The sequence below is a fragment of the Aeromonas sp. 600282 genome (genome assembly GCF_049175755.1).
Lineage (GTDB): Bacteria > Pseudomonadota > Gammaproteobacteria > Enterobacterales > Aeromonadaceae > Aeromonas > Aeromonas veronii_A.
The window spans coordinates 14,824-28,747 of record NZ_JAAKVR010000018.1 but is presented as its reverse complement, the minus strand read 5'-3'; the positions used below and the strand labels follow the sequence as shown (position 1 = coordinate 28,747).

At 60.3% G+C, this 13,924-nt stretch carries 13 protein-coding genes; 10 read left to right on the top strand and 3 right to left on the bottom strand.

The genetic code is table 11. From position 1 onward, the window contains the following. The first annotated feature begins 130 nt into the window (after window positions 1-130). Window positions 131-2,272 carry a polyribonucleotide nucleotidyltransferase gene (pnp, locus tag G5137_RS16390; RefSeq protein ID WP_216979370.1) on the top strand — a complete coding sequence of 714 codons (2,142 nt, stop codon included), beginning with the start codon at window positions 131-133 and terminating at the stop codon, window positions 2,270-2,272. A gap of 226 nt (window positions 2,273-2,498) precedes the next feature. Here the strand turns inward: pnp and G5137_RS16385 are convergent, their stop codons facing one another. Continuing rightward, entirely contained in the window at window positions 2,499-3,587 is a 1,089-nt protein-coding gene (locus G5137_RS16385; RefSeq protein WP_216979369.1) for a ketoacyl-ACP synthase III, read from the bottom strand. A 225-nt stretch (window positions 3,588-3,812) separates the two neighbouring features. Here G5137_RS16385 and G5137_RS16380 point away from each other — a divergent pair, with 225 nt between their 5' ends. From G5137_RS16380 to G5137_RS16370, 3 genes are all read left to right on the top strand, one after another. Beyond that, a complete protein-coding gene (locus tag G5137_RS16380) occupies window positions 3,813-4,754 on the top strand; it encodes a LysR family transcriptional regulator (protein ID WP_115522808.1) in 942 nt (313 codons plus the stop codon). A 127-nt stretch (window positions 4,755-4,881) separates the two neighbouring features. Next, window positions 4,882-5,490 (top strand): LysE family translocator, encoded by a 609-nt coding sequence (locus G5137_RS16375; RefSeq protein ID WP_058057313.1) that lies wholly within the window; start codon window positions 4,882-4,884, stop codon window positions 5,488-5,490. A gap of 97 nt (window positions 5,491-5,587) precedes the next feature. Next, window positions 5,588-7,447, top strand: coding sequence for a peptidase U32 family protein (locus G5137_RS16370; protein WP_421209886.1), 1,860 nt, complete (start codon window positions 5,588-5,590; stop codon window positions 7,445-7,447). Between the two features lie 66 nt (window positions 7,448-7,513). Here the strand turns inward: G5137_RS16370 and G5137_RS16365 are convergent, their stop codons facing one another. Both G5137_RS16365 and G5137_RS16360 read right to left on the bottom strand, forming a co-directional pair. Next, window positions 7,514-7,987, bottom strand: coding sequence for a methylated-DNA--[protein]-cysteine S-methyltransferase (locus G5137_RS16365; protein WP_236271704.1), 474 nt, complete (start codon window positions 7,985-7,987; stop codon window positions 7,514-7,516). Then, window positions 7,984-9,528: an AlkA N-terminal domain-containing protein gene (locus G5137_RS16360; protein WP_421255694.1), complete on the bottom strand. Its 1,545-nt coding sequence runs from the start codon at window positions 9,526-9,528 to the stop codon at window positions 7,984-7,986. Before G5137_RS16360 ends, G5137_RS16365 begins: the two co-directional genes overlap by 4 nt. A 410-nt stretch (window positions 9,529-9,938) precedes the next feature. On the opposite strand from G5137_RS16360, the gene G5137_RS16355 reads away from it, so the two are divergent. From G5137_RS16355 to G5137_RS16330, 6 genes are all read left to right on the top strand, one after another. After that, entirely contained in the window at window positions 9,939-10,328 is a 390-nt protein-coding gene (locus G5137_RS16355) for a type IV pilin protein (RefSeq protein ID WP_005343572.1), read from the top strand. A 1-nt stretch (window position 10,329) separates the two neighbouring features. Next, on the top strand, window positions 10,330-10,749 hold the full coding sequence (locus G5137_RS16350) for a GspH/FimT family pseudopilin (protein WP_042656730.1): 420 nt from the start codon (window positions 10,330-10,332) through the stop codon (window positions 10,747-10,749). Next, the gene (locus G5137_RS16345; protein ID WP_042656731.1) at window positions 10,746-11,138 is read left to right on the top strand and encodes a type IV pilus modification PilV family protein; all 393 of its coding nucleotides are present in this window, start codon (window positions 10,746-10,748) and stop codon (window positions 11,136-11,138) included. Before G5137_RS16350 ends, G5137_RS16345 begins: the two co-directional genes overlap by 4 nt. Continuing rightward, complete coding sequence (locus G5137_RS16340; RefSeq protein WP_042656732.1) at window positions 11,132-11,680, top strand: PilW family protein; 549 nt, start codon at window positions 11,132-11,134, stop codon at window positions 11,678-11,680. Before G5137_RS16345 ends, G5137_RS16340 begins: the two co-directional genes overlap by 7 nt. Continuing rightward, window positions 11,677-13,308 (top strand): DUF7305 domain-containing protein, encoded by a 1,632-nt coding sequence (locus tag G5137_RS16335; protein ID WP_421255675.1) that lies wholly within the window; start codon window positions 11,677-11,679, stop codon window positions 13,306-13,308. Before G5137_RS16340 ends, G5137_RS16335 begins: the two co-directional genes overlap by 4 nt. A gap of 94 nt (window positions 13,309-13,402) precedes the next feature. Further along, window positions 13,403-13,804: a VOC family protein gene (locus tag G5137_RS16330; protein ID WP_227341251.1), complete on the top strand. Its 402-nt coding sequence runs from the start codon at window positions 13,403-13,405 to the stop codon at window positions 13,802-13,804. Window positions 13,805-13,924: the final 120 nt, after the last annotated feature.

Below are 13,924 nucleotides of genomic sequence, written 5' to 3'. Positions count from 1 at the left end.
CCCCTTTTTTATTGCTCTTTAGCGGCTTGTTGCCATCCTCACAGAATTTGTGTCGCCGCTTACCTTTTGCATCGAATCAAGTATACTTGTGCGCGAATTTAAAGAGCCAAATTGTAAAAAGGAAATTCACGTGAATCCTATTGTTAAGTCATTCCAGTACGGTCAACACACCGTCACACTGGAAACCGGTGTGATGGCCCGTCAAGCCACTGCGGCCGTTATGGTCAGCATGGACGATACCTGTGTATTTGTGACCGTCGTAGGCAAGAAAGAGGCCGATCACGGCCGTGATTTCTTCCCGCTGACCGTCAACTACCAGGAGCGTACCTATGCTGCTGGTCGTATCCCGGGTGGTTTCTTCCGTCGTGAAGGCCGTCCGAGCGAAGGCGAGACCCTCATCTCCCGTCTGATCGACCGTCCAATTCGTCCGTTGTTCCCGGAAGGCTTCTTCAATGAGGTTCAGGTGGTTGCCACCGTCATGTCCGTGAATCCGGCAGTCTCCCCCGATATCGTTGCCATGATCGGCGCCTCTGCTGCGCTGGCCATCTCCGGCATTCCGTTTGGCGGCCCGATCGGTGCTGCTCGCGTGGGTTACATGAACGGTCAGTATGTGCTGAACCCGACCACCACCGAACTGCCACAGAGCGATCTGGATCTGGTTGTTGCCGGTACTGCCAACGCCGTACTGATGGTTGAGTCCGAAGCGGCCATCCTCTCCGAAGAGGTGATGCTGGGCGCCGTGGTATACGGTCACGAGCAGATGCAGACCGTTATCAACGCCATCAACGAATTTGCCGCTGCCGTCGGCACCAAGCCGTGGGACTGGACTCCGCCTGTCGTCAACGAAGCGCTGAAAGCCAAGGTTGCCGAGCTGGCGAGCGCCGAGCTGGGTGAAGCCTACCGCATCACCGAGAAGGCTGTTCGTTACGAAACCATCGCGGCCATCAAGGGTCGTGTGGTTGAGCAAGTTATCGCTTCCGGCGTGGAAGAAGATGCCAAGAAGATCGGCGAAGAGTTCCACAGCCTGGAAAGCCGCATCGTTCGTGGCCGCGTAGTGCGTGGTGAGCCGCGTATCGATGGTCGCGATCCGGAAATGATCCGTGCCCTGTCTGTCGCTACCGGCGTATTGCCCCGTGCTCACGGTTCTGCCCTGTTCACTCGTGGTGAAACCCAGGCTATGGTCGTTGCGACCCTGGGTACCGAGCGTGACGCCCAGAACATCGACGAGCTGACCGGCAACCGTGCCGATCGCTTCATGCTACACTACAACTTCCCGCCATACTGCGTCGGTGAGACCGGCATGATGGGTAGCCCGAAGCGTCGTGAAATCGGTCACGGCCGTCTGGCCAAGCGCGGCGTTGCTGCCGTGATGCCGAGTGCTGCTGAGTTCCCGTACGTGGTGCGCGTGGTGTCTGAAATCACTGAATCCAACGGCTCCTCCTCCATGGCGTCTGTCTGTGGTTCCTCTCTGGCGCTGATGGATGCCGGTGTGCCGATCAAGGCTTCCGTCGCCGGTATCGCCATGGGTCTGGTGAAGGAAGAAGAAGGTTTCGTCGTGCTGTCCGACATTCTGGGTGACGAAGATCACCTGGGCGACATGGACTTCAAAGTAGCCGGTACCACCGAAGGTGTGACCGCGCTGCAAATGGACATCAAGATCGAAGGCATCACCAAAGAGATCATGGAGATTGCGCTGAAGCAAGCTCGTGGTGCTCGTCTGCACATCCTGAAAGTGATGGATGAAGCAATCCAGGCTCCCCGTGCCCAGATCTCCGATTTCGCACCGCGTATCCACACCATCAAGATCAATCCTGAGAAGATCAAGGACGTGATCGGTAAGGGTGGTTCCGTGATCCGTGCGCTGACCGAAGAGACCGGCACCAACATCGAGTTGGATGATGACGGTACTGTACGTATCTCCGCTGTGGCCAACGAAGCTGCCATGGAAGCGATCCGTCGCATTGAGGCCATCACCGCCGAGATCGAAGTGAACCGCATCTATGAAGGTAAAGTTGTCCGTCTGGCCGATTTCGGTGCATTCGTCAACATCCTGCCGGGCAAAGATGGTCTGGTACACATCTCCCAGATCACCGATGCTCGCGTTCAGAACGTGGCTGACCACCTGACTATCGGTGACGTGGTCAAGGTGAAGGTACTGGAAGTGGACCGTCAGGGCCGCGTACGTCTCTCCATCAAGGAAGCGAACGCTCCGACTGATGCAGCCCCGGCTGCTGATGCTCCGGTTGCTGCCGAAGCGCCTGCCGCAGAGTAATCTGTCCTCCTGAACCGGATTCTCCGGTTGCAGTAAAAAGTCCGGCGCCCTTTGGGGCGCCGGACTTTTTTATGCGCTCAGGCTCATCACGCCGAAGTTGGCTCTCTGCTCAGGATGTGGTGGGCATTGCCGGAGCCTCAAGAGGTCAGGTTAGAAAAGTGTTGCGAAGGGGGAGGGAGAACGGTGTGGGAGAAAGGAGCCTGAGGATTCAGGCTCCTGATAAGGATCAGGCCTCGTTGGCGTGGGCCTTCTGACACCCTTCGACGGCGTGAGCAATCAGTTCCAGTGCGCTCTGGTCGCACGGTGGCAACTCGGCCTCGCACTTGTTGATAGGGGTAACACGATCGCCCCACTTGATGATGGCTGCGCCCCAGGTCAGGCCGGCACCGAAGGCGGCAGTCAGCAGATAGGAATTCGGCTTGACGCGCCCCTGCTCCAGCGCTTCGCACAGGGCGATAGGTACGGTAGCGGCGGAGGTGTTGCCGTAGTTTTCGATGTTGACCATCACCTTCTCCATCGGCGCATTCATCCGTTTGGCGAGGGTCTCGATGATGCGGATATTGGCCTGGTGCGGCACGATCAGGTCGACCTGCTCCGGCGCAATACCGGCCTGCGCCAGCACAGTGCTGGTGGCCTCACCCATGCCGCGCACAGCACGTTTGAAGATCTCCGGCCCTTCGAAGTTGAAGGTGAACAGGCCATCGATATCGGCAAAACGCACCCGGTCGGTACCGAAGTTCGGTACATGCAGGATCTCCCGCGCTTCGCTGTCGCAACCCAGCTTGTTGGCGATCAGGCCACACTCCTGCTCGCTTGCCTCTATCACCACGGCACCGGCACCATCGCCAAACAGTACGGCGGTATCGCGGCGTGCCCAGTCCAGCAGGTAGGTGAGGCGCTCGGCGCCAATCACCAGCACCTTCTTCATCATGCCAGCCTGCACCAGCGAGGTAGCGACGGAGAGGGAGTAGACGAAACCGGTGCAGGCCGCGTTGAGGTCAAACACGGCGGCGTTGACGGCGCCCAGCTTCTTTTGCACCGCAGAGGCGGCACTTGGCAGCAGGTTGTCCGGGGTGGCGGTGGCCAGGATGATGCCATCGAGATCGCTGGCTTCCAGACCGGCGCAGGCCAGTGCGCGGCGACCGGCCAGGGTGGCGAGATCCGAGGTGCTGACATGGGAGATCCGGCGGGCCTTGATGCCGGTGCGCGGATAGATCCACTCGTCTGATGTATCCATGATGGTGCTGAGGTCGTCGTTGGTCAGCACGGAGGGAGGCAGGCATTTGCCCCAGCCGGTGATATTGGCGTATTTCATCTTGTTACCGCTTCTCAAGTGGATCGCCCGCGGGCGGAAAATCGTGCAATTATGCCGTACGAGACAACCACTGTCATCTTGTGGTCATGGTTATGTGCAGGGGGCTCAGCTGTGCCATCTGGTCGCAAAGGGCTGCAACGCGCGGAACATGGCTGGAAATTTTGCTTAAAACGCGGGACTCATCTGCCCTAAGATAGGCGTTTCACCACCGATGAGGGTATCTCCTTGCTCAGAGCCAATCTCAACTTGTTGCCGACCCTCAAGGTGCTGCTGGAGACCCGCAATATCAGCCGCGCCGCCGAGCTGTTGCACCTGAGTCAGCCCTCCATCAGCAAGCAGCTTGCCCAGTTGCGCAGCGAGTTTGATGACGAGTTGCTGGTGCGGGAGGGGCAACGCTGGCTGCTGACGCCACGGGCCGAACTGTTGGCCGCCCAGCTGGCGGATTCTCTCGGTGCGCTGGAGCGGCTCTACGAGGCGCCCGGATTTGACCCGAGCCGCTGCGAGCGGGTATTTCGGCTCGCCTCCTCCGATTATGTGGCCCAGCATATCCTGCCCGATATCTGTGCCGCGCTCGCCAAAGAGGCGCCGTTGGCGGCGCTGGAGTACAGCCTGTGGGACAAGCGTCAGCTGCCGCAGTTGTGGCAGTCCGAGCTGGATCTGGTCTCCACCATCACCGAGCAGGTACCGGATCAGATCCGTGGTCTGCATCAGGGGGAAGATCGGCTGGCGGTGTTGATGGGACGTCACCACCCGCTGGCGGGCAAGGCGCTGAGTCTCGATGACTATCTCGCCTGGCCTCACCTGCAGGTGAGCGGGGGAGGCGACAAGGACAGCCCGGTGGAGCAGGTGTTGGCGCCGCAGGGACTGAGTCGGCGCTGGTTTGCCAGAGTTCCCTTCTTTCAGGCGGCAGTGGAGGTGTTGCTGCGCACCGATTGCCTGATGACCACCCCGGCCCATATCGCCTGGCAGCTCTCCTGTGGCCATGAGCTCACCTTTGTCGATCTGCCCTTTGCTACCCGCGACCAGCAGTATCATCTGCTGTGGCATCAGCGCCACCATCAGGATCCAGCCCACCGCTGGTTTCGCGAGCTGGCCTACCCCTTCCTGCGGGATCATCTGCAACGCACCGTTGGCGAGAGTCGCAAGCTGCTCGATCTCGGCGGTTAGCCGCAGTCGGTTGTGTGGCGTTATAGCCATTGGTTATGGAATCTATTCATAACTTTCACTACTGGCATAATGGCTCAGCCCGTACCCTGAGTGCAGGTCATCATATCGAGCACAAAAGAGGAAAAGCATGGAACTGACGAGTTGGCTGGCACTGGCCGCAATCTGCGTGATGGGGGCCATCAGCCCGGGGCCGAGTCTGGCGCTGATCATCCGCAACACGGTGCAGGGCGGGCAGGGGCATGGCGTCGCTACTGCGCTTGGCCACGGCCTCGGGGTTGGTATCTATGCGCTGGTCACGGCGCTCGGCCTTTCCATTTTGATCACCCAGACACCGATCCTGTTTGATCTGATCCGCTACGGCGGCGCCGCGTTTCTTGCCTGGCTCGGGGTGAAAGCCCTGCTGGCAAAACCAGCCAGTGACGAAGGGAATGAAGAGGTACATCAGTTGCGCGGTCGGCAAGGGGCCTTTGAAGGTTTTATGGTTGCCTTCCTTAACCCCCAGCTGGCGGTTTTCTTCATCGCCCTGTTCAGCCAGTTTGTGCGGGCCGATACCGGCTGGAGCGAAGGGGGCATCATGATGCTCACCGCGGGCGGGATCGATGCCGTCTGGTACGTGCTGGTGGCGCTGGTGCTCTCCCGCGGGCCGGTGCTGGCGTGGCTTAAAGCCAAATCCTTTGTGATCGATAAGGTGAGCGGCCTGGTGCTGCTCGGGCTGGCACTCAAGGTGGTTATCTAATCCTGCATTTTGCGGATACCTTAAGCGGGATCAAGGCACGCAGGCGGTGAATGGGCTAGAGTAGCGCCCATTTGCTGTCCGCCCTGATCCCGAGACCATGCACCAGAACAAGCACCCGTTAAGCCACAACAACCGGTTGGAGCTTCTGGCTCCGGCCAAGAACCTCGCCTACGGCATCGAAGCCATCAACCATGGTGCCGATGCCGTCTACATGGGCGGCCCTGCCTTTGGCGCCCGCAGCGCGGCGGGCAACACCATCGAAGATATCGAAGCGCTGGCGCGCCACGCCCATCGCTTCGGCGCCCAAGTCTTTGTCGCCTTCAACACCCTGCTGCACGATCACGAGCTGGAGCTGGCGCGGCGGCTGACCCACCAAATCTATGAAGCTGGAGCAGATGCGCTCATCGTCCAGGACATGGGGCTGCTGGCGCTGGATTTGCCTCCCATCGCGCTCCATGCCAGTACCCAGACCGACAACCGCACGCCGGAGAAGGTGAAGTTTCTGCAGGATGTGGGTTTCTCTCAGGTGGTGCTGGCGCGCGAACTGTCTCTTGCGCAGATCCGCGAGATCAGTGCGGCGACCAATGTGCAGCTGGAGTTTTTTATCCACGGCGCTCTCTGCGTTTCCTACAGTGGCCAGTGCAACATCAGCCATGCCCGTACCGGCCGCAGTGCCAACCGTGGTGAGTGTGCCCAGCTCTGCCGTCTGCCCTGCTCGCTGCAAAAGCCGGATGGCGAAGTGCTGGTGGCAGACAGCCACCTGTTGTCCCTCAAGGATATGGATCAGACCGATAACCTGGAGGCCTTGATCGAGGCGGGGATCCGCTCCTTCAAGATTGAAGGGCGCCTCAAGGGGCTCGACTACGTCAAGAACGTTACCGCCTGGTATCGCCAGAAGCTGGACGCCATTCTGGATAGCCGCTCCGATCTGGTCGCCGCCTCGGCGGGTCGTTGCAGCTACAGCTTCACGCCTGACCCCAAGAAAAGTTTCAACCGCGGCAGCACAGACTACTTCCTCCATGGCCGCCAGCAGGGGATCGACTCCACCAAGAGCCCGAAATATGTGGGTGAACCGCTCGGGCGTGTCACCAAGGTGACCCGTGACGGTATCGAGATTGACGGCAAACAGGTCACCCTCAACAACGGTGACGGTCTGGGCTTCTTCAAGCCGAACAACGAGCTGGTGGGGATGCGCCTCAACAAAGTCGAAGGTAAGCAGTTACTCCTGTCAGAACGCATGCCGGGGCTGAAGGTGGGGACCGAAATCTACCGCAACCACGATCAGGCGTTCAGCAAGATGCTGGAGAAGGCGAGCGCGGATCGCCGCATCCGGGTCGATATGGTGCTGGCTGAGTGCGATGAGGGCGTGATCCTCACGCTCACCGACGAGCAGGGCATTAGTGCCACGGTGACCCTGCCTTGCGACAAACAGCCTGCCGACAACCCGGAGCGGGCGCTGCAGCAGGCGCGGGATCAACTTGGTAAACTCGGCAATACCCTGTTTGTGGCGCGCAAGATTGAGTTGGCATTCACTCACCCGCTCTTTATCGCCGCATCACAGCTCAACGGTTTGCGCCGGGACGGCATCGCCGCGCTGGAGGCGGCACGGGTGGCCAGCTACCAGCGCCCCGAGCGACGCATCGCCCTGCGGGATATCAACTATCCCCAGCACCGCCTCTCCTACCTTGGCAACGTGCTGAACAGCGCGGCCGAACAGTTCTTCCGCGAGCACGGGGTGGAGCGCATCGCTCCCGCCTATGAGGCGAACAAGGAGGAGCGGGAAGTGGTGCTGATGATCACCAAGCATTGCATCCGCTATAGCCAGAACCTCTGTCCGAACGAGGTGCCCGGTCTCAAGGCCGAGCCGCTGGAGCTCAAGATGGGTAAAGATACCTTCCGCCTGCGCTTTGACTGCAACCGCTGCGAAATGCATGTGATGGGCAGCCTGAAACGCTGATCAATGAGCCCCTTTCTCCATCCGGAAAGGGGCAATTTTTATCGCAGGTTCTCTGCCTACCCTCCTTTAATTGTCCCTCTCCAGCGCCAGCAGCGTTTTTTTAATCTCCAATCCCCCCGCATAGCCGGTCAGGCTGCCGTTTTGGCCGATCACCCGATGGCAGGGGACGATGATCGAGAGCGGATTGCGGCCATTCGCCGCGCCCACTGCCCGCACCGCATCGGGTTTGCCGATGGTGCGAGCGATATCGCTGTAGCTGCGGGTCTCGCCATAGGGGATGTCGCACAATGCTTGCCATACCGCTTGCTGAAATGCGGTGCCGCGGGCGGCAAGGGGCAGGGAGAAGCGCTGCAAGCGACCGGCAAAATAGGCGTCAAATTCGGCGAGGAAGGGAGCCAGTGCTCTGTGATCTTGCTGCCAGCCACTCATATCGGGCAGTGCCCGCAGGCCCGCCACAAAGTCTACGTGCACCAGACCAGATTCATTGATGGCAACCAGCAGATCGCCGCAGCGGGTCGGCAGGATATCGTAGCGGATCATGGGGTTATCTCCTGTTGTGGGTTATCTGGCTGGTTTTCGTTGCCAGTGGCACGGAGTAGCAAATCGGGCGCTTCACTCATGGCATGCCACAGCCAGCTGGCCGCATAGCTGCGCCACGGCTGCCATGCTGCGCTTTGCGCCAACCCCTCTTTTACCGGCAGCTTGGTGCCGCCGCCGAGTGCCTTTTGCAGCACCAGATCGGAAGCGGGGAAGGCATCGGTATCCAGCCCGCAGCGCAGCCGCCAGTAAGAGACCGTCCACGGGCCTATGCCCGGCAGCGCCAGCAACTGCTCGTCACTGGCTGTCGTGAGGGTCAGCTCGCCGCTGGCCAGCGCCTGTGCCACGCCGCGCAGGGTACGAATGCGGCTGCCGGGCATGCCGATACCGTCGAGATCGAGTTCGCACAACTGGGCGGGGGTCGGTAGTTGCGCCACCCCGTATTGCGCCTCGGTGCGCGCCACCAGCCGCCCGAGTATGGTGATGGCCCCCTTGACCGAGACCTGCTGGCCTACGATGGCGCGCAGCATCACCTCATACTCGTCCCAGCCACCCGGCAGCCGTACGCCGGGCCAGCGCGCCAGCAAGCGGGAGAGCAGAGGATCCTGAGCGAGCAGATCGCCGATCCGATGCATATCGGCATCGAGATCCCACATCCTGCGCACCCGATAGAGCAGATCGGGCAGCGCCGCGAGCGGCAGATCATGAACGGTGAGTTGCAGGCTGTGCCTCTTGCCCTGCGCGATGCGCACCAGCGCGACCTGATCACCGACCTGGTAGCGCCTCTCATACACCTCGCCATCTACCCGCTCCAGCCCGGGGATCGCACGCAGCCGGTAGAACGCCAGCATGGCCGCCACATCATACGGGGGACGGTAGGGCAACTGCAGCGTCAGCGTTGCGCCGCGCGGCTGATCGTTCATGTGCTCTGGCGCGTCAGCGTGCTGCTCCTGCTGGCGCAGGGAGCGCGGGGCCAGTCCGTAGGCGTTGAGCCAAGCATCATTGAAGCGGCGGATGCTGGCAAAGCCGGCGGCAAACGCGATGTCGGTAATGGGCAGCCCAGTTTCAGTCAGCAGCCGTTTCGCGAGCAGCAGGCGGCGCGTCTGCTCCACCTGTTTTGGTGAGGCGCCGAGATGTTGCTCGAACTGGCGGCGCAGGGTGCGTTCGCTGATCCCTGCCTCAGTGGCCAGTTTGGCGAGCGTGCCCTCCGCCAGCTCTCCGCGATCGATGCGTGCCAGCAGACGTGCCAGTTCAACCGGCAGATCGCCACGGGCTGCGGGGGCCAGCTCAGGGCGGCAGCGCAGGCAGGGTCGCAGCCCATACTGCTCGGCGGCCGCGGCGCTTTGGAAGTAGCGCACATTGTGCTCGTGCGGTGGCCGTGCTGGGCAGACAGGCCGGCAGTAGATGCCGGTCGAGAGCACGCCGGTAAAGAAGCGGCCATCGAAGCGAGCATCGCGGGCGAGCCGTGCGGCGTGACACTGTTCGCGGCTGAGGGTGTTGATCACCTCATCCGGTGACGACTCAGGGCTTGGCTTTGCATTCATGGTGTTGGCGGCGTTGCTGGAATAGATGGCAAGAGAGTAAGGGGGCTCGGGGGCCATGACTAGCCAGAAACGGACAGGGATAGCAAAAATTGGCCGAAGTTTTTTTACTCTTTCATTGCACGGCCGGGTTTCACTCTTCGTCACGCTGTTATTCATATGTCGCGGCTCGACAGAAGGAGGCATAACGGACGGGTCGTAGGCACGATTGGCTTAGCGTTATTTGCTTAGCGAGATTAGTGGCGGCGAAAACTGCTTAAAAATTAATAACAGATCACATAACTATCTTTTTTACATTGAGTGTGGCGATTTTGTGTTGTTCAATCGAGTCAGTTAATTTTTGATGATTATTAAGTCATCGCATTTGCGGCCCAGGGCCGGCCAATAACAACAACACTTGCCAAGGATGATAAGTGAACGACTGTAAGGCATGGCCCCATTGCCGGGGCTTTAGTCTGATCGAGTTGTTGATCGCCATGACGGTTGTCAGCATTCTCGCGGCCATCGCGTTGCCAGCGTATCAGGGTTATCTGCAACAGGGACGTCGTTACGAAGCGCAGCAGCAACTGCTGGAGCAGGCGCTCGCCCTCGAACGTATCTATACCCAACAGGGCCGTTATCCCGACACGTTTGCCACTCCTTCCAACACGGATTTCTACCAGTTCAGCTACAGCCAGCAAGATGCTGGCGACTACCTGCTCAAAGCCATTCCAACGACGCGACAACAGGATGAGTGCGGCACTCTGACCCTAGATCAGACCGGTTATCGCGCGGCCAATCGCCATGACTGCTGGGGATCATAAGATGAACGTGCGCGGATTTACTCTGATTGAGTTGATGATCACGGTCGGCATCGCCGCTATTTTGCTGCTAGTCGGGTTGCCCTCCATGAGTCAGCGCCTCGCGGCCGAACGGCTCGATCGCAGTGCGACCGAGCTCGCGTCAGCCTACCGCTTTGCCCGCAGCGAAGCGGTCAAGCTGACCCTGCCGGTGGTACTGCAGGGCACCGAGAACGGTGGCTGGGAGGTGATGGCTGACAGCAAGTTGCTGCGTCAGGCGGCAGCACCTGCTGGCGGAGTGGTGATCAAACCGTTTGAGCCGATCCGGATCGCGCCAACCGGCAGCAGCAGCCACGCCGAGATCACTCTGGCCAATCGCCTCGGTGAGCAGCGTGTACTCTGCGTGGCCCCGAGCGGTCAGCTGCTGCAAGGGAGCTGCTCATGAGACACGCCGCACTTGCCCGTCAGCAGGGGTTCAATCTGGTGGAGATCATGGTCTCCATGGTGTTGGCGGTGATGGTGTTTCTCGGTCTCGCCAAGGGGCAGGTGGTCTCGTTGCAGCAGGCGCACTATAGCCTGCAGAGCACCCTGGCCACGATCGAGGCGAGCAACAGCGTGGAGCAGATCTGGGGTTCGCTGTGCGAAGTGCAGCGCAAGCCGGAGCGGTTCACCCAGGGCGATTTTCTTGCCCGCTTCACCCTGCTCGAGGGCCACCGGCTGGTGCTACCGAACCGTTATAGCGACAACTTTGTGGTCGCTATCGAGTGGCAGGATGAGCGGGTCTCCGGCGCCAAGCGGGTGGAGCTGAACGCAGGATTTCCACCACTATGCTGAACGTTCCCTTCCGACAGCGAGGTGTCAGTCTCGTCGAGCTGATGATCTCCATGGTGCTCGGTCTGATGCTGATGCTGGCGATTTTTGCCGGTTACGTGCCCATCAAGAGCACGGTCGAGCAGAGCAAGGCGTTGGAGCAGGCGAACGAGGTGCTGCGCTTTGCCACTCTCACCTTTACCAACAGCATCAAGCAGGCGGATCAGCTGATAGCGGTCACCCCTGATCGCCTGACGCTGGCTTTCAAGGTAGAGGGGGGCAGTCAGGTGCTCTCCTGCCTTGGCAACCAGAAAACCGCCGATTTTACCGAGCAGTACCGCTTCACGCCGCCGGTACTCAGTTGCGATGACGGGGATGGCCCGCGTCTGTTGCTGGCCCATCTTCAGGATCTTGAATTCGGCCAGCAGGGGGCGCTGGTCAATATCCGTATCTTGCCCGAAGGGCTGCCGAGCTATCTGGCGCCGGGGGTAGAGGTGCAGGTGGCACGCCGCAAGGCGGTCTGGGCGGCAGCACTGGCCACATCCGGTGCAGGGGGAGCAGGATGAACAAGGGATTGCAGGGGCAGCGGGGAGCCGTATTGCTGGTGGTGCTGGTGGTGAGCCTGCTGTCGAGCCTGCTGGTGTTTACCAGCATTCAGGAGAATCAGCTGCAAACCCGCCTGAGCGGCAATTTTCACAAGAAGATCAATGCGCAGCTCAGTGCCGAGCAGGGGATGAACGAGAGTTATCGTGCCCTGCATCAGGCCCTTGGCGCCGAACTGCGGATAGAGTGGGAGCAACTGGTGCAGAAGGTGCCTGGCAAGGGGGAAGGGGCCATGGCGGGCAGCCGCTTCAGCATCGATCAGCTGGATGCCTCCACAGGCAGCAAGCTGGCGTTGCAGAGCCATGGCCGCTATCTAGAGGGGAATGCCAGCCTCAACGCCCTGTTTACCCTCAAGCGCGAGCCCGGCAATCTGATCTTTCAGGATTCGGTGGTGGCATGCGAAGGGCTAAGCCTTTCCGGTAGCGGTTTTATCGACAGCTATGATTCGCGCAAGGGAGCGTACAAGGAGTCTGTTTCCGGGACCCTTAATCAGGGGCAGAACGCCAAGGTGGCGACCGTCAGCGACAAGGCCAATGTAGTGCTCGCCGGGCACTCCCCCATCTGGGGTGATGTGCGGGCGACCGGCTCGGTGACCTTGAAAGGTTCTTCACCTGTTGCGGGTAATGTACTTGCTGGCGGCGATATCACCATTTCTCCCTCTGATGGGGTCGTCAGGGTTGAGGGCAGCGTGAACGGGAGTGGAAATTTTGCCTTGCAAGGGGGGCATATTGCCGGAGCTGTTGCGATCAATGGGGATGTTTCTATGGGTCATGGCACAAGCATTGCTGGCGACAAGTTGAACTATGGTGGGAACGGGGCATTCCTTGATGCCAAGCATCAGAAGTATCTGGAGCCCAAATACCGAGCTCATCCCAAGCTACCGCCTGTTGTCGGGCAGGTGTGTGACCCGCTCAATGTGGCCGCGCTGCCCAAATCGTTCCCCCCTGCAACATTGCCCATCAATGGTCCCCTGACGCTCGGGGCCACCCAGCAGATGGTGCTGACCACGGATCCCTCCACCGGCTCGGTCACCAGCAGCAACCAGCAAAAGCCCGGGCTGCCGTTCCCCGGCAAGGGGGAGCTGTTTGGCAAGGAACAGACTATTTACAAGCTCGACAGCCTCAATATGGGGGCCGATGCCAGGCTCACCATCAAGGGGGATGTGGTGCTGCTGATCGACAAGGATTTCACCATGACAGGCAGCAACAAGTTGACGGTGAGCGAGGGGAGCAGCCTGATCCTGATCGTCAGCGGTAAGGTCGATCTTGGGGCCGGTGCCGAGGTGACGGCAGCCAAACAGGGGCTGACCGCTGGCGGTACGCCCGCTATCTCTATCTATTCCGCGTATAGCGGCAAGGATGGGGTCAAGCTGTCGGGCAATACGCCGCTCTATGCCGCTCTCTATGCCCCGCTCACCGAGATGAAGATCAGCGGAAGTGGCGGTCTGTACGGGGCGGTGCGGGCAAAACACCTGACCGAGAGTGGCGCGGGCGGTGTGCACTATGACGAGGCGCTGGGCATGGCAGATTTGGGGGATGATCAGGGGCCGCCTCCGACACTGGCACTGCGGCAGTGGCACTTTGTGCAGTGAGGCTGGCGAGTCGCTAAAAAGGATCGAATGGGGCGCGCAACTGTGAGATGGTGGAGATCTGTCCACCCAGTTGTTCACTATTGAGGAGTGCTCCATGCCAGGCCCAGCTCGCGCCGGTGCCCTGATCTATGCCAAGGATCCGGGCCTGCTGACCCACTTTTACCGTACCCTGCTGCAGATGGTGGTCTGCAGTCAGGATGAGCAGCTGGTGGTGCTGGAAAACAGCGATATCCAGCTGCTGATCCACGCCATTCCCGAACCTTATGCCGAGCAAGTCGTTATCAAAAGGCCCCCGGAGTTGCGGGAAGAGGGGGCCATCAAGCTGTTCTTCACCGTCTCCAGCCTCGCCTGGGCAGAAGCGAAGGCGGCGGATCTCGGTGGCGGTTTGCTTCCACAGCAGTGGACAGGGCCCGGCTTTGTGGTGCGCAACGCCTTCGACCCGGAGGGCAATATCCTGCAACTGCGCGAGTTGCTGGGTTCACCGGACCCCCTCTGAACCCTCTCTTTTTACAGCATTGCCGTGACGGCGTGCTGTGCCATGCACCGCCATAAAAATGAACCGCCATAAAAACGGGGCCCTGTAGTGGTCAACTAAAAAGGGCCCCGTTCTGCTGTT